Below are 16,268 nucleotides of genomic sequence, written 5' to 3' on the forward strand. Positions count from 1 at the left end.
GCTACGGCGTCATGTGCACCCCGGACGGGATGATCTTCGACGACGGCGTCACCTTGCGCCTGGACGAGGACCGCTTCTTCATGACCACCACCACCGGCGGCGCCGCCAAGGTCCTGGACTGGCTGGAGGAATGGCTGCAGACCGAATGGCCCGAACTGGACGTGCACTGCACCTCGGTCACGGAGCAGTGGTCCACGATCGCCGTCGTCGGTCCGAAATCCCGCGCCGTCGTGGCGAAGCTGGCACCGGAACTGGCAGCCGACGGCGGCCTGGAGGCCGAGGCCTTCCCGTTCATGACCTTCAAGGAAACCACCCTCGCCTCCGGCGTCCGGGCCCGGATCTGCCGGATCTCGTTCTCCGGTGAACTGGCCTATGAAATCAACGTCCCGTCCTGGTACGGGCTGAGCACCTGGGAAGCGGTGGAAGCGGCCGGTGCGGAGTTCAACATCACCCCGTACGGCACCGAAACCATGCACGTGCTGCGCGCCGAGAAGGGCTACCCGATCGTCGGCCAGGACACCGACGGGACCGTGACCCCGCAGGACGCCGGCATGGAATGGGTGGTCTCCAAGGTCAAGGACTTCATCGGCAAGCGCTCCTACGCCCGCCAGGACGCCGGCCGCGCCGACCGGAAACACCTGGTCAGCGTCCTCCCCGTGGACGGCACGATCCGGCTCCCCGAAGGCACCCAGCTCGTGGAGCAGGGCATCACCGTCAACCCCGCCGACGGCCCCGTGCCCATGCAGGGGTTCGTGACCTCGAGCTACCACAGCGCCGCGCTCGGCCGATCGTTTGCCCTGGCCCTGATCAAGAACGGCCGCAACCGCATCGGCGAAACCCTGGTCGCGGCCGCCGGAGACCAGCTCGTGAACGTCGTCGTCGCAGAAACCGTACTTTTTGACCCCGAAGGGACCCGCAAAGATGGCTGACACAGCAGCACTCGAAAATTCCAAGAAGATCCAGACCCTCCGGAAGAGTCCGGGAGCGCTCCTGGCCGCAGCCCTTGAAGCGGGATCCGTTGCGGGTGTCGTGGAGCTGCGCGAGGTGCCGTTCCTGACCATGGCGGGGCTCCGGATCAACCCTGCCGGCGACGCCGGGCAGCGGCTGGGCGCCCTCACCGGCGGCCTGCCGGCCGCTTCCGGGGAGGTCCGCAGCAGCGGCGACACCGCGGTGTTGTGGCTGGGTCCGGCAGAATTCCTGCTCGTGGCGCCCGCCGAATCCCACGAAAGCCTGGGCGGCGAGCTCCCGCGGACGCTCATCGAAGCACTGGGCGACGGCGAAGGCCAGGTGGTGGATCTCTCCGCCAACCGCACCACGCTCGAGCTCTCGGGTCCGCGGGCCCGGGCCGTGCTGGAAAAGGGCTGCGCCCTCGACCTGCACCCGCGCGTCTTGAAGGCCGGGACGGCCCTATCCACGGAAATCGGCGGCATCCCCGCGATTCTGTGGAAGACCGGGGAGGAGACCTACCGGATCTTCCCGCGGGCATCCTTTGCGGAGTTCCTGGGCCGCTGGCTCCTGGACGCCATGCGCGAATTTGCGACTCCTGAGGTCCCCTGATGGCGCCCAGCGTCCTGGACCTGTTTTCTGTTGGCATCGGGCCGTCCTCCTCCCACACGGTCGGCCCGATGCGGGCGGCCAAGCGCTTTGCCGACGGACTGAAAAGCGACGGGCACCTGAGCTCGACGACGCGGGTGCAGGCCGAACTGTTCGGTTCGCTCGGTGCCACAGGCCGGGGGCACGGTTCGGACAAGGCCGTGGTCCTGGGCCTGCAGGGCCAGGACCCGGAGACCGTGGACACCGGCACTGCCGATGACCAGGTGGCGGCCGCGGCCCTGGATGCGGAACTGCGGATCGGCGGGGTCCACCGGGTGGACTTCAACTGGGACGAGGACGTGGTCCTGCACCGCCGCAAGTCGCTGCCGGCCCACCCCAACGGCATGACCTTCCGGGCGCTGGACCACTCCGGGGCAGTGCTGAAGGAACGCAGCTACTACTCAATCGGCGGCGGCTTCGTAGTTGACGGCAACGCCCAGGGCGCCGACCAGGTGGTGGCCGACGACACCGTGCTGCCCTACCCCTTCAGCACGGCCGACGAGCTGCTGGAGATCTGCCGGCGCGAGCACATGTCCATCTCCGACGTCATGCTCGCCAACGAACTCGTCTGGCGCAGCGAGGCCGAGCTCCGGGAGAAGCTCCTGGCGCTGTGGGCGGTCATGCGCCAATGCGTGGACAACGGCTGCGCTGCCGAGGGAATCCTGCCCGGCGGGCTGAACGTCAAACGGCGTGCCCCGTCCCTGTTCCGGACGCTGGCGGCTACCGCCGTCAGCGCCGAGACAGACGCCCGGACCCCGTCCCTGGCCCAGGTGCCCGCAGACCCGCTGCTCGCCATGGAATGGGTGAACCTGTTCGCCCTGGCGGTCAACGAGGAAAACGCCGCGGGCGGCAGGATCGTCACGGCCCCCACCAACGGCGCCGCCGGAATCGTGCCGGCCGTGCTGCACTATTACGTCAAGTTCGTCCCCGGAGCCGACGACGACGGCGTCATCCGCTTCCTCCTGACCGCGGCCGCCGTCGGGATCCTGTTCAAGATCAACGCCTCGATCTCCGGGGCAGAGGTCGGCTGCCAGGGTGAAGTGGGATCGGCGTGTTCCATGGCGGCGGCGGGATTGTGCGAGGTCCTGGGCGGCACCCCGGAACAAGTGGAAAACGCCGCCGAAGTGGGGATCGAACACAACCTCGGCCTGACCTGCGATCCCGTCGGCGGGCTGGTGCAGATCCCCTGCATCGAACGCAACGCCATCGCCAGTGTCAAAGCCATCAACGCCGCCCGCCTGTGCCTCCACGGCGACGGCAGCCACAAAGTCTCGCTGGATAAGGCGATCAAGACCATGCGCGAAACAGGCGCGGACATGAAAACCAAGTACAAGGAGACCTCCCGCGGAGGCCTCGCCGTGAACGTCGTGGAGTGCTGAACCGTGGACACATCAAATAGCAGCGCCCAGGAATACGTTCTGACACTCGATTGCCCGGAAACGCGCGGCATCGTCCACGCCGTGTTGGGATTCCTGTTGGAACAGGGCTGCGACATCCTGGAAAGTAAGCAATTCGACTCACAGCCGGACGACCACTTCTTCATGCGGATCCACTTTGCCTCGGCCGGGGAACCGGCCACCCTGGAGTCGCTGAGCGACGCTTTCGTGCCTGTAGCCGAAAAATTCGGCATGCACTGGGAGTTGCGCCGGCAGGGGACCAAGCGGCGGGTCCTGATTATGGTCTCGAAATTCGAGCACTGCCTCAACGATCTGCTGTTCCGGGCCCGCATCGGCGAGCTGCCCATCGACATCGTCGGTGTCGCTTCGAACCATCCGGACCACCGGGGCATCGTGGAATGGCACGGGATCCCTTTTTCCCACATTCCCGTCACGGCGGAGACCAAGGCGGTGGCCGAGGACGAACTCTTGAAACTGGTGGACGGCCTGGACGTCGAGCTCGTGGTGCTGGCCCGTTACATGCAGGTCCTCAGCGACAACCTCACGCGCCGGTTGGATGGCCGTGCCATCAACATCCATCACTCCTTCCTTCCCAGCTTCAAGGGCGCGAAGCCCTACCACCAGGCGCACGCCCGGGGTGTGAAGACAGTCGGTGCCACCGCCCACTACGTCAACGCGGAGCTGGACGAAGGACCGATCATCGCCCAGCAGGTGGTGGAAGTGGATCACACCTACGGGCCCGACGAACTCGTGGCTGCCGGACGCGATACCGAGTGCAAGGCACTCTCCAATGCCGTCCGCTGGCACTGCGAGGGGCGCGTCTTCCTCCAGGGCAACCGGACAGTCGTCCTGCGCTAAATCCCGCGTTGGATTCAGTGCCGCACCGGGTCCCGGTGCGCGGCCGCCCGGCGCCGGCCTGGCCTGCCCCTCGCGTGCGGGGGCAGGCCAGACGGTGCGGGGGCAGGTCAGGAGCGGCCGGCCGGGACGTTCGCCGCCATCAGCGCGCACATCTGGCGCAGCAGCGACGCGCGGTCCTCGGCCGACACGGCGTCCTGCGGGAGCCCGACCTTGAAGCCCGTGATCGGCAGTTCGCCGGCGGCGCGCAGGCACCGGGCGATTTCCCGGGCGTTGAGCAACGAACTTACCGGTGCTCCCTCGACCTCGACGGCAGGGAGGTGGGCATCAATCCAGGGATAGCCGAATTCCGTCGCTTCGCCGGAGCAGCCGGAGAACATGAGGCCGCTGAGAACCCCCGCATCGCGGGCATAGGCGATGTGCTCCGCGGCCGTGCGGCTCTGCCGGGTCTCGATCACGGACCGCGCCCAGTTCACGAGCATGCCAATCCCGTGCCCCCGGTCTTTGAGCGAACGAACGACGTCGATCTCCGCCTGGATTGAGAGGAACCCCTTTTCGGGATCCCGCCCCTGCCGGGGAGCGTCGCAGTGTTCCACCACGAGGGACGTGCCGGACCAGTCCCAGTCCAGGATCTCCGCCAGGGACTCCGCGAAGGCCGGCGCCGCGCCCCGCCACGGCGGCGCGGAGTGCAGCGCCACCGCCTCCACCGGATGTCCTTGATCCCGCAGCCCGGTGACGTACTCCCTGACGCCCGCCGTGAAGTCGATGGCTGCCCGCCGCCCCTCCGGGTCCACCGACGCGAGTCCGAAGTGCCGGTCCAGGCCCACCCTTTGCATGGTTCCCGGAATCGCCGTGACCACGGCCGACCACCCGGCGGGAGCTCCGGCCGGCCAGGGATCGCCGCCGGTTGCCCGGTAGGGAACCTCAAGGCCGCGGATAGCCGGGATCTGCGCTATCGCTTCGAAAAACTGCCTTTGTGTGAAGCCCTCCGGCTGGGCGGGATAAGCGCCGACGATCAGTGACATGATTCTCTCCTTTGGTTGGAAGGCGGACCGGGTCTGGCTCCGGAACTCACAGCAAGGCGACGTCACGGCCGGCCCGAGGCCCTCTCACGGGTCTTCCCGCAGTCGCGTCCGTCACCGCTTGACGGGCCGGTGTGATGGCCCTTACAGTTTTCCCTACAAGCATCGGACGTCCTACATCCGATAAATATACTCGAATGGTGAGGCAACTTATGAGCAAGACAACCAAGAACTTGCCGCTGGTCAATGACGCCAGCCGCCGGAGCTTCCTCAAGCTGTCGGGCGCGCTGGGCGTGGCCGCGGCTTTCACCACTTCCCTGTCTGCGTGCGGCGGGGCCGCCAGCACGACGGCGGGAGCGGCAGCCAACACCGCTCCGATCAACAAGGACCTCATCATCGAGGCAGGCATCTCGTACGCCCTGTCCACCGGCTTTGACCCGCTGTCCAGCTCCGGGGCAACTCCATTGGCGGCCAACCTGCACGTCTACGAGGGCCTGGTGGAACTCCACCCCGCCACCCGCGAGCCGTACAACGCCCTCGCCGCCGCCGACCCCAAAATGGTCACCCCCACCACCTACCAGGCGACCCTGCGCGACGCCGCCAAGTTCCACAACGGAACCCCGGTCACTGCCGAGGACGTCGTCTTCTCCTTCACCCGCGTCATGGACCCGGCCAACAAGTCGCTGTTCTCGCAGTTCATCCCGTTCATCAAGGACGTCAAGGCCATTGACGCGAAGACTGTCGAGTTCTCGCTGAAGTACGCCTTCCCTGCCTTCCCCTCGCGCATTTCGGTCGTCAAGATCGTGCCCAAGGCACTCGCCAACTTCCCGCTCGGTTCCGACCAACTCAAGGCGTTCGATGCCAAGCCCGTCGGCTCCGGCCCGTACAAACTGATCTCCGCCGTCAAGGACGACAAGATCGTGTTCGAGGCGAACCCCGACTACAACGGTCCGATGCCCGCCCTCGCCAAGGGCATGACCTGGCTGCTGCTCTCCGACGCCGCCGCCCGTGTCACGGCGATGCAGTCCGGCCGCGTACAGGCGATCGAGGACGTCCCGTACCTGGACATCGAGGGGCTGAAGTCCAAGGCCACGGTGGAATCCGTCCAGTCCTTCGGCATGCTGTTCCTGATGTTCAACTGCGCCAAGGCTCCGTTCGACAACAAGCTGGTCCGCCAGGCCCTGCACTTCGGCCTGGACAAGGACTCCATCATCAAGAAGGCCCTGTTCGGCAACGCCAAAGCCTCCAGCTCCTACTTCCAGGAAGGGCACCCGGACTACGTCAAGGCCAAGAACGTCTACGGCTACGACCCCCAGAAGGCCGCGGACCTGCTGAAGCAGGCCGGCGTCACCAACCTGGAATTCGAGCTCCTGACCACCGACACGGCATGGGTGAAGGATGTGGCCCCGCTGATGCTCGAATCCTGGAACAAGATCCCCGGCGTCAAGGTCACGCTGAAGAACCTCCAGTCCGGCGCGTTGTACACGGACCGGGTGGGCAAGGCCGATTTCTCCGTCGTCGCCGCCCCGGGCGATCCGTCGGTCTTCGGAAACGACGCCGATCTGCTGCTGAGCTGGTTCTACGCCGGCGACACCTGGATGAAGGGCCGGGCCTACTGGGCGGCCACGCCGGAACGCGCCAGGCTCGTTGACCTCATGGCGAAGGCCGGCCAGTCAGCCCCGGCAGATGCGAAGAAATTGACCGGCGATATTGTGGATCTGGTGTCCGAAGAGCTCCCGCTCTACCCGGTCTTCCACCGACAGCTTCCCAGCGCCTGGGATGCCAAGAAGCTCAGCGGCTTCAAGCCGCTGCCCACCACGGGTGTCGGCTTCGTCGGCGTCGGCCGCACCGCCTGATTCCTCCCCCACCGCCGGTCCGGACGGGTCCCCCACCCGTCCGGACCGGCATGTTTTGCCACCCGTGCCGGCTGAGGCCGGGACAACCTTCCACGAATTCCGGAGACAACATTGGTCACAATATTGCGCCTGCTGGGCCGCAGGCTTGCGGCGCTGCCCCTGATGATCCTGGGCATTACCCTGCTGGTGTTCCTTGTCCTGCAGGCCGCCCCGGGTGACCAGGCGAGCAGCGCCCTCGGCGACGGAGCCAGCGAGGAAGCCAAGGAACAGTACCGCGAGAGCAACGGGCTCAATGATCCCCTGGTCCTGCAGTATTTCCGGTTCCTGGGCAAGCTGCTCCAGTTCGACCTCGGCGTCACCACGCCGCCGGCGAAATCAGTGGCGGCCATGATCGCGGCGGCCTTCCCGCTGACCCTTCAGCTGACCTTCCTCGGCGTGCTGATCGCCGTCGTGGTGTCCCTGCCGCTCGGGATCGCCGGCGCACTGTACCGGGACAAGTGGCCGGACCAGATGGTCCGGGTCTTCTCGATCGCCGCCGTCGCAACGCCGTCGTTCTGGCTCGGCATCCTGCTCATCCAGTGGTTCGCGCTCGGCACCGACCCCGCCTTCCCCTCCGGCGGCATCGCGGCGCCGGAATCGGGCTTCGGCGGGTGGCTGAACTCGATGACGCTCCCGGCCCTGGCCCTCGGCATTCCGGTCGCGGCCTCGCTGATCCGTGTGGTCCGCACCTCGATGGTCGAGGAACTGGACCGCGACTACGTCCGCACCGCCGTCGGCAACGGCGTCCCCTACTGGGAGGTTGTTTCACGGAACGTGCTCCGCAACGCCCTGGTCACCCCGGTGACTGTGCTGGGGCTGCGGATCGGCTACCTCCTGGGCGGCGCCGTCGTCATCGAAATGATCTTTGCCCTGCCCGGCATGGGCCAACTGATCCTCAACGGCATCACCAACCTCGACGTCAACCTGGTGCAGGGCGTGGTCCTGACCATCTCCGTCACCTTCGTGCTGGTGAACATCGCCGTCGACCTTCTGTACCTGCTCATCAACCCCCGAATCAGGACGGTCTGACCCATGCGCAGCAAACTCGCTGAACGCCTTAGCGCCCCGGGAGTCCGCTTCAAGGCCCTCCCGTGGAGCTCCCGGCTCGCCCTCGTCTTCCTGGTGGTCATCACTCTTGCCGCCGTCTTCGCGCCCGTCATCGCCCCGCACGATCCGCTGGAATCCTTCATTCCGGCGACCCCGCCCGGCGGGGAAAACCTGTTCGGCACCGACCGGCTGGGCCGCGACATCTTCTCGCGCCTGCTCTACGGGGCACAGTCCTCCCTGATGATCGGCCTGGGCGCGGTCTCGCTGGCCGTCCTCGCCGGCGCCCTGCTCGGCTCCCTCGCCGCGACCTCCAGCAAGGGCGTCAACGAGGGCATCATGCGCCTCATGGACATCCTCATGGCCTTCCCCGGCATCGCCCTGGCCGCGGTGCTGCTGGCCGTCTTCGGCAACACCGTGCCCACCATCATCGTGGCCATCGCCGTGATCTACACGCCCCAGCTCGCCCGGGTGGTGCGCGCCAACGTGCTCTCCCAGTACGGCGAAGACTATGTCCGGGCCGCCCGGGTGATCGGCGCCGGCCGCTCGTACATCCTGCTCAAGCACATTGTCCGCAACACCGCGGCCCCTGTCCTGGTGTTCGCCACGGTGATGGTCGCGGACGCGATCATCCTGGAGGCCTCGCTGTCCTTCCTTGGCGCCGGCGTCCAGGACCCCGCACCGTCGTGGGGCAACGTGATCTCCTACGGCCGCAACCTCGTCCTCTCCGGCGGCTGGTGGGCCACCACCTTCGCCGGCCTGACCATCCTGCTCACGGTCCTCGCCCTGAACATCCTGGCCGAGGGGCTCACCGATGCCATGGTCAACCCGAAGCTCCGCAAGGCTCCCGTCGTGAAGGATGACGACGGCTTCTCCTCCCCCGTCGCCGCCGTCGACGCCGAGATCGGCACGTCCGTGGCCCAAGGCTCCGTGGCGGAGCAGCATGAGCTCGACGGCGTCCGCGACGCCGCCGGCGACGCCGTCCCGGAGGCCGGTTATCCGCAGGGACAGAACGGGGACCACGCCCTGTTGGGCGGCCTGCCGGACCGCGCACTGGATGGCGTGCTGGACAGGGAACTGAAGCTGCTGACCGCCGTCGAGGCCGCCCGCACGGACCGCCTCCCCCAGGTCCCGGACACGGCCCGCACCGTCCTGGAGGTCAAGAACCTGTCCATCCGCTTCCCGGGGCGCTTCGGCGACACCGCAATCGTGGACAACGTCTCCTTCAGCGTCCGCGAGGGCGAAACCATGGGCTTGGTCGGCGAATCCGGCTGCGGCAAGTCCATCACCTCGCTGGCCATCATGGGCCTGCTGCCCAAGACGGCCAGGATCTCCGGCTCCATCACCTTCGACGGCAAGGAGCTGCTGGATCCAGCCACCGGCAACAGCAGTGACAAGGCCTACGCGGGCCTGCGTGGCCAGCAGATCGCCATGGTCTACCAGGACGCGCTGAGCTCGCTCAACCCCTCGATGAAGATCAAGGACCAGCTGCAGCAGCTCACGCGCCGCGGCGGCCGCAAGTCCCCCGCCGAACTCCTGGAACTGGTCAAACTGGACCCCGTCCGCACGCTCGCCAGCTACCCGCACGAGCTCTCCGGCGGCCAGCGCCAGCGCGTCCTGATTGCCATGGCCCTGTCCCGCTCGCCGCGGATCGTCGTCGCGGACGAGCCCACCACCGCGCTGGACGTGACCGTGCAGCAGCAGGTCGTGGAACTGCTCAACGAGTTGCGCGAGCAGCTGGGCTTCGCCATGGTGTTCGTCAGTCACGACCTCGCGCTGGTGGCCTCGCTCGCGCACCGCATCACCGTGATGTATGCCGGGCAGGTGGTGGAATCCGCGCAGGCATCCGCGCTGCTGCAAAACCGCCAGCACGAATACACCCGCGGACTTCTCGGCGCCGTCCTTTCCATCGAGGCCGACGCCGAGCGGCTGCACCAAATCCCCGGTACCGTGCCCTCGCCCCGGGACTTCGCCGCCGGCGACCGGTTCGCCGCCCGCTCACTGCGGCCCGACGCCGACCCGGACCAGCGGCTCGTCCTGACGCCCGTTCACGAAGACAGCGACCACTACTGGGCCAGCCACCTCAAGGAGGACGCCAAGTGAGCACATCAACCGGCAAGCCTGTGATTGAACTGAAGAACGTCAAGGTCCACCACCGGGCCCGCACCGGCGGCCTGTTCCGCCCCAACGTCATCAAGGCCGTCAACGGGGTGGACTTCACCATCAGCCGCGGCGAGACCGTGGGGATCGTGGGCGAATCCGGTTGCGGCAAGTCCACCCTGGCCTCCGTGCTGGTGGGACTGCAGGCGCCCACCTCGGGTGAGGTGCTGTTCCACGGCAAGCCCGCCATCAAGCGCAACGCCGCCCTGCGCAGGGAATTCGGCCGCGCCGTGTCGGTGGTCTTCCAGGACCCGTCGACGGCACTGAACCCCCGGATGACCATCCAGGACATCCTCACCGACCCCCTCCAGATCCACGGGATCGGCGCCGCGGCAACCCGGGCCGCAAAGGTCAAGGACCTCCTGGCCCTCGTCGGACTGCCGTATTCCGCCGCCGAAGTCACACCCTCGCAGGTCTCCGGCGGCCAGCGCCAGCGTGTGGCCATCGCCCGGGCCCTGGCCCTCGATCCGGACATCATCGTGGCCGACGAGCCGACCTCAGCGCTGGACGTCTCCGTGCGGGCACAGGTGCTGAACCTGCTCTCGGATCTGAAGACCCAACTGAACCTCGGCATGGTCTTCATCTCCCACGACATCCAGACCGTCCGCTATGTCTCGGACCGGATCTGTGTCATGTACTTCGGCGAAATCGTGGAAGAGGGCCCCGCCGGACAGGTCTTCGACAACCCGAGCAACGACTACACCAAGAAACTGCTCGGCGCCGCGCCCAGCCTGCTGCACCCCTGATTCCTTCCCCTTTCCCCGTTTCAACAAACCATCATTGGAGTTACCTGTGTCTACCCAATTCCAGGGCGTCATTCCCCCGGTCGTCACCCCCCGCCACGCCGACGGCAGCATCGACACCGATTCGCTGAAGAACCTCACGCGGCACCTGATCGACGGCGGCGTGTCCGGCCTCTTCGTCCTGGGCTCCTCCGGCGAAGTCCCCTACCTGAGCAACGCCGAGCGCGAACTCGTCGTCGGCACCATCGCGGCTGAGAATGCTGCTGCTGGCGCAGCGAGCGTGCCGCTGATCGTCGGCGCCAACGAGCAGACCACCAACCGCGTCATCGAGGAGGCCCGGAAGGTGATCGACCTCGGCGCCGACGCGATCGTCGTGACCTCGATGTACTACGCGATCGGCAACGCGGAGGAGACGGAAACCCACTTCCGTACCATCCATGACGCCGTCAGCACGCCGATCTTCGCCTACGACGTCCCGGTCCGCACCCACTTCAAACTCCCCACGGACCTGCTGGTGCGGCTCGGCCGGGACGGCGTGATCGCCGGCGTCAAGGACTCCTCCGGTGACGACGTCGGCTTCCGCCAACTCCTGCTGGCAGCCCGCGACATCCCCAACTTCGACATCTTCACCGGCCACGAGGTCGTAGTGGACGGCGCCCTCCTCGGCGGAGCCCAGGGCGTCGTCCCGGGCCTGGGCAACGTGGACCCCCGCGGCTACCGGAACCTCATGGATGCCGCGGCCGCCGGCGACTGGGCCAAGGCCGCCGCCGAGCAGGACCGCCTCGCCGACCTCTTCGAGATCGTTTACACCCCCAACGGCCGGGTCTCCGGCGGCGCGGCCGGGCTCGGCGCCTTCAAGACCGCTCTCCAGCTCATGGGCATCATCGAGTCCAACACCATGAGCACGCCCATGCCGTCCCTGAACGAGGACGAGACCACCGCCATCAAGGTCATCCTCGAACGCAACGGCCTGGTCTAGGCACGGCCGCCACGCCCGCACGGACACAGGACTGAGGAGGAACATGGCGCACGCTATCGGGATCGACCTGGGCGGCACCAAGACGGCGGCCGGAGTGGTCTCCGCGGACGGCGAACTGCTGTTCTCGGAGACCACTCCGACACTCAGCCGCGCCGGCGGCGAGGCCGTCCTTGACGCCACCGCGGCTCTGGTGGCCGGGCTCAGGCTGCGGGCGGCGGCGGATGGTCTCTCCGTCACCGGAGTGGGCGTCGGCTCGGCAGGCGTGATCGACGCCGGGCGGGGTGTGGTGGTCTCGGCAACGGACGCCATCCACGGCTGGGCCGGGACCCCTCTGACGGAAGGCCTGGCCCGGCGGCTGGGGATCCCCCCGGGTGCCGTCCGTGCGGTCAACGACGTCCATGCCCACGCGCTCGGCGAGGCCTGGCGAGGGGCGGCGGCCGGGACAGCGAGCTCGCTGCTGATCGCCTTCGGAACCGGTGTGGGCGCCAGCCTGGTGCTCGGCGGCCGGCCGGTCCTCGGCCACCGGTACGTCGGCGGTCACGTCGGGCACATCGCCTCCCCTTACGCGTATGCCGACGGCGGCGCACTGCCCTGTTCCTGCGGCGGTGAAGGTCACGTGGAGGCCGCGGCCTCCGGTCCGGCCATCCATGCGGCGTTCCTGCGCCTGGGCGGATCCCCCGCCGTCCCGGACGCCCGGGCGGTGTTCGCGCTGGCGCACGACGGCGACCCTGCGGCCCGCCACGCTGTCCGCACTGCCGCCGAGGCCGCCGGCCAGGCGGCCGGAGGCCTGGCCAACGTCCTGGACCCCGAAGTCCTGGTGATCTCCGGCGGACTGGCCGACGCCGGCGACCTCTGGTGGAATCCCATGAAAGCCGCCCTGCGCCGGGAGCTGCTGGACCCGCTGGTCCGCGTGCCGGTGCTCCGGGCCTCGCTGGAAAACTCCGCAGCCATCGTCGGTGCCGCACAGCTAGTCTTCAACTGACCGTTCCCGTCCACCCACACCGGACCACCGAGAAATACAGAAACCAGGCACCATGATCCTGACCCCCGAGGGCCTCGAATCCCTCCGCTCCCAGCTCATCGTTTCCTGCCAGGCCTACCCCGGCGAGCCGATGCGGGATCCCCGCACCACTGCGCAGATGGCGGCTTCGGCCGTCATCGGTGGCGCCGCGGCCGTCCGGGTCCAGGGGCTGGCCGACGTCCAGCACACCCGCGCCGCCGTCGAGGTCCCGGTCATCGGGCTTTGGAAGGACGGCCACGACGGCGTCTTCATCACCCCGACATTGCGGCATGCCCTCGCCGTGGCCAACTCCGGCGCCCACGTAGTGGCGATCGACGGCACCCGCCGGCACCGCCCGGACGGACTAAGCCTGACCGCCACCGTGGCCGGGATCCACGCCGGCTCCCACGCCCTCGTCATGGCGGACTGCGCCTCCTACGATGACGCCGCAGCCGCCGTCGACGCCGGCGCAGACCTGATCGGCACCACACTGGCCGGCTACGACGGTCAACGCACGAAAACCCACGGCCCGGACCTCGAACTGCTGGAGCAAATCGCCGCCGCCGGCCTCGGGAAGCCGCTCATCGCCGAAGGCCGCATCCACACCCCGGACCAGGCGCGCCAGGCGCTCGACGCCGGCGCGTACGCCGTCGTCGTTGGAACCGCCATCACCCACCCGGCCACCATCAGCGGCTGGTTCGCCGCCGCACTGCACTCCTGAGGACTGTCCCGATGCCGGAATCCCGCGACCCCGCCACTGCTCCTGCCTACCTCCTCCGGGGTGCCCTCCTCAGCGACGGTGCCGTTACCGCGGACGCCGTGGTGGCGGTGTCCGGCGGCCGGATCGCCTACGCCGGACCCGGCAGCGGCTTGGACGCCGCGCAATTCCAGGGCGCGGTGGAACTCCCGCTGCCGCCCGGCACGTCACTGCTTCCCGGGCTCGTGGACATCCACTGCCACGGCGCGGCAGGCGGCGGATTTCCCACCGGGGACAGCCAGGCCTGCCGGGAGGCCGTGGACTTCCTGCACCGCAGCGGGACCACCAGCCTGCTCGCCAGTCTCGTCACCGCCTCCGGCGCGGAGCTGCTGCGGTCGCTCGGCATCCTCAAGGTCCTGGCGGCCGAGGGACTCATCGCGGGCGTCCATTCCGAGGGCCCGTTCCTCTCCACCGCCCGCTGCGGCGCGCAGAATCCGCTCTGGCTCCGGGATCCCGATCCTGAACTCCTCGGGCACATGCTTCAGGCCGCGGGCGGAACCCTGCGGACCATGACGTACGCCCCCGAACTGCCCGGCGCCAGTGAACTGCTCCGGATGCTCACGGACCACGGGGTCACCCCCTCGCTGGGCCACACCGACGCCGATGCCCGGCTGGCGGCCGCCTCGCTGACGGAAGCCGCCGAGCTCATCGGCAGCGCCGCGGCGGGCGGGCGGTTCGGTCCGCAGGCCCGGCCCACGGTGACGCACCTGTTTAACGGCATGCCGCCGCTGCACCACCGGAGCCCCGGCCCGGCCGCCGCGAGCCTGCGGCTGGCGGCCGCCGGCGCCGTCGTGGTCGAACTGATCGGCGACGGCGTCCACCTCGACCCGGAGACGGTCCGGATGGTGTTCGAGGTGGTTGGGGCCGCGAACATCGCGCTGGTGACGGACTCCATGGCGGCCACGGGCCTGCCCGACGGCGACTACGAACTGGGACCCTCCGCGGTGGTGGTGCACGACGGCGTGGCCACCCTGAGGAGCAACGGCGCCCTTGCCGGGGGCACGTCGACCCTGCTGGAGGTTGTCCGGACCACCATTGCTGCCGGGGTGGATCCTGCCGACGCCGTCCTGGCGGCGACCCTGGTCCCTGCCAGAGTCCTGGGCCTGGAAAACGAGATCGGCGCCCTCCGGACGGGAATGCGCGCCGATCTCCTCGCGGTTGACGCGGATTTCGAACTCGTGACGGTCCTGCGCGGCGGCCAGGTTCTGGACGCGCCCGCCTGAGCGGGTGCGGATGCCGCCGCGCAGGGTGGCATCCGGTCCTAGGCGACGGCTGCCCCGGCACGCACCTTGACGGTTCCGGGGCCGCGGAAGGATCCCGCCGGGACGTCCGTAAGCCGGGCAGCCGCGGCCTCGTCCGCCACCACCGTGACGTGCGGGTGCAACTGCAGTACCGAGGCCGGGCACTCGGGTGAAACGGGACCGGCAAGGGCCTCGCGGAGGACGTCGGCCTTGTCCGCCCCGTTGACCACCAGCAGTAGTTGCCGGGCCTCCAGGATGGTTCCCAGGCCCTGGGTGATGCACCGCTCCGGGACGTCGTCAGGGCTGTCAAAATAGCGGGCATTCGCCTGGCGCGTGCGCTCGGTCAGCAGTTCCACCCGGGTCCGGGAGTCCAGGGACGAACCCGGTTCGTTGAAGGCCAGGTGCCCGTTGTGTCCGATCCCCAGGATCTGGACGTCAATTCCGCCGGCCTCGGCGATCGCGTGGTCGTAGTCCCGCGCAGCGACGTCGGGGTTCTCGGCGCCGCCGTCGGGAACGAAGACGTTGGCGGGGTCAAGGTGCAGCCGTTCGGTCACTTCGCGGCGAACCACCTCGGCGTAGCTCTCCGGATGGCCCGCCGGCAGCCCGACGTACTCGTCCAGCGCGAAGCCGCGGATTCCGGACATGTCCAGCCCATGGCCGGCAAGGGCCACATACACCGGCAGCGGTGAGCCGCCGGTGGCCACGCCGAGAACGGCGTCGGGACGGCTGCGGATCACGGCGGCCAGGATGCCGGCAGCAACCGCCCCGGTTGCCTCGGCGTCGGGCACTACAAAGATTTCCATCATGAGTGGCGCTTTCTGTGGTTCCTAATGCGTCGCGGCCTGTCTGCACGAGCCGGCGGGCGGTCCGGCTAACGGGCGGCGACGTCCTTGAGTTTTTGGCGGATGCCGTCGAAGTGGCGCTGCAGGCGCTCGGAGGCCAGGGTTTTGTTCTTCCCAGCGACGGCCTCGTAAATTTCCCGGTGCATACGGGCCTGCTCCGGGAGGTTGACCGGTCCGGTTCCCAGGGCCTGGTGGATCTGGCGGTACACCTTCCAGAAGACGTCCATGAGATTGATCAGGAGCTCGTTGTTCAGGGGCGCGTAGAGGCCGCGGTGGAATTCCGCGTCCAGTTCGGCCAGCGCTTCCCCGGCCGCCGCGGCCGCTTCCATCTGCTCCAGGGTGCCGCGGAGCTGGCCGAGGTGCTCGTCGGTCATGAGGTCGATGGCGGAGCCGATGAGGCCCGATTCGAGCGCCTGCCGCACGTCGATGAGCTCCATCGCTTCCTCGCCTCTGTGACGCAGCGACAGCCGCCCCCGGAATGCCAGGCCATCCGTGAGTGCGGTGAAGTTGTTAGGTGCCACGAACATGCCAAAACCGTGGCGGATCTCGATCACACCCAGCGCCTGAAGCACCTTCAGCGACTCCCGCACAGTGTTGCGCCCGACGCCCAGAACCGCGGAGAGCTCGCTTTCGGTGGGCAGTGCATCCCCAACGTCCAGCCCTTGTTCTAGGATGAGGTCCATAATGCGTGTCTGCAGCGCATGGGACCTGATTTGAGCGCTGAAACGGGCCGGCGACAC

General features: G+C 68.3%; 15 protein-coding genes. 12 read left to right on the forward strand and 3 right to left on the reverse strand.

Annotated elements, in window-relative coordinates; translation table 11 throughout:
- The 4 genes from BLR03_RS21995 to purU all read left to right on the forward strand — a co-directional run.
- A partial coding sequence (locus BLR03_RS21995) for an aminomethyl transferase family protein (protein ID WP_217639835.1) occupies positions 1 to 929 on the forward strand: 929 nt, incomplete at its 5' end.
- Entirely contained in the window at positions 922 to 1,557 is a 636-nt protein-coding gene (locus BLR03_RS22000) for a sarcosine oxidase subunit gamma (RefSeq protein ID WP_091256515.1), read from the forward strand. The genes BLR03_RS21995 and BLR03_RS22000, both read left to right, overlap by 8 nt.
- Positions 1,557 to 2,972, forward strand: coding sequence for an L-serine ammonia-lyase (locus BLR03_RS22005; protein ID WP_091256516.1), 1,416 nt, complete (start codon positions 1,557 to 1,559; stop codon positions 2,970 to 2,972). Before BLR03_RS22000 ends, BLR03_RS22005 begins: the two co-directional genes overlap by 1 nt.
- A gap of 3 nt (positions 2,973 to 2,975) precedes the next feature.
- Positions 2,976 to 3,848 (forward strand): formyltetrahydrofolate deformylase, encoded by an 873-nt coding sequence (gene purU, locus BLR03_RS22010; protein ID WP_091256518.1) that lies wholly within the window; start codon positions 2,976 to 2,978, stop codon positions 3,846 to 3,848.
- 107 nt (positions 3,849 to 3,955) lie between these two features.
- Here the strand turns inward: purU and BLR03_RS22015 are convergent, their stop codons facing one another.
- Complete coding sequence (locus BLR03_RS22015) at positions 3,956 to 4,870, reverse strand: DUF4862 family protein (RefSeq protein ID WP_091256519.1); 915 nt, start codon at positions 4,868 to 4,870, stop codon at positions 3,956 to 3,958.
- Positions 4,871 to 5,079: 209 nt separating this feature from the next.
- Between BLR03_RS22015 and BLR03_RS22020 the strand changes: the two genes are divergently transcribed.
- The 8 genes from BLR03_RS22020 to BLR03_RS22055 all read left to right on the forward strand — a co-directional run bounded on the left by BLR03_RS22020 (position 5,080) and on the right by BLR03_RS22055 (position 14,668).
- A complete protein-coding gene (locus BLR03_RS22020) occupies positions 5,080 to 6,723 on the forward strand; it encodes an ABC transporter substrate-binding protein (RefSeq protein WP_254788652.1) in 1,644 nt (547 codons plus the stop codon).
- Between the two features lie 111 nt (positions 6,724 to 6,834).
- Positions 6,835 to 7,791: an ABC transporter permease gene (locus BLR03_RS22025; RefSeq protein WP_091256522.1), complete on the forward strand. Its 957-nt coding sequence runs from the start codon at positions 6,835 to 6,837 to the stop codon at positions 7,789 to 7,791.
- Between the two features lie 3 nt (positions 7,792 to 7,794).
- Entirely contained in the window at positions 7,795 to 9,909 is a 2,115-nt protein-coding gene (locus BLR03_RS22030) for a dipeptide/oligopeptide/nickel ABC transporter permease/ATP-binding protein (protein WP_091256523.1), read from the forward strand.
- Positions 9,906 to 10,712, forward strand: a complete 807-nt coding sequence (locus BLR03_RS22035) for an ATP-binding cassette domain-containing protein (protein ID WP_091256525.1) — start codon at positions 9,906 to 9,908, stop codon at positions 10,710 to 10,712. The genes BLR03_RS22030 and BLR03_RS22035 overlap by 4 nt, the downstream gene beginning before the upstream one ends.
- 46 nt (positions 10,713 to 10,758) lie before the next feature.
- Positions 10,759 to 11,688, forward strand: a complete 930-nt coding sequence (locus BLR03_RS22040; protein WP_091256527.1) for a dihydrodipicolinate synthase family protein — start codon at positions 10,759 to 10,761, stop codon at positions 11,686 to 11,688.
- A gap of 43 nt (positions 11,689 to 11,731) precedes the next feature.
- The gene (locus BLR03_RS22045; protein WP_091256528.1) at positions 11,732 to 12,670 is read left to right on the forward strand and encodes an ROK family protein; all 939 of its coding nucleotides are present in this window, start codon (positions 11,732 to 11,734) and stop codon (positions 12,668 to 12,670) included.
- Between the two features lie 52 nt (positions 12,671 to 12,722).
- Entirely contained in the window at positions 12,723 to 13,409 is a 687-nt protein-coding gene (locus BLR03_RS22050; RefSeq protein WP_091256530.1) for an N-acetylmannosamine-6-phosphate 2-epimerase, read from the forward strand.
- 11 nt (positions 13,410 to 13,420) lie between these two features.
- Positions 13,421 to 14,668, forward strand: coding sequence for an N-acetylglucosamine-6-phosphate deacetylase (locus tag BLR03_RS22055; protein ID WP_091256532.1), 1,248 nt, complete (start codon positions 13,421 to 13,423; stop codon positions 14,666 to 14,668).
- A gap of 38 nt (positions 14,669 to 14,706) precedes the next feature.
- Here BLR03_RS22055 and BLR03_RS22060 read toward each other — a convergent pair whose 3' ends face one another.
- Positions 14,707 to 15,489 (reverse strand): glucosamine-6-phosphate deaminase, encoded by a 783-nt coding sequence (locus BLR03_RS22060; RefSeq protein ID WP_091256553.1) that lies wholly within the window; start codon positions 15,487 to 15,489, stop codon positions 14,707 to 14,709.
- 68 nt (positions 15,490 to 15,557) lie between these two features.
- On the reverse strand, positions 15,558 to 16,211 hold the full coding sequence (locus BLR03_RS22065) for a FadR/GntR family transcriptional regulator (protein ID WP_254788653.1): 654 nt from the start codon (positions 16,209 to 16,211) through the stop codon (positions 15,558 to 15,560).
- Positions 16,212 to 16,268 lie beyond the last annotated feature (57 nt).

This window comes from Arthrobacter sp. ok909, assembly GCF_900104405.1.
In the GTDB taxonomy this organism is placed as follows: domain Bacteria; phylum Actinomycetota; class Actinomycetes; order Actinomycetales; family Micrococcaceae; genus Arthrobacter; species Arthrobacter humicola.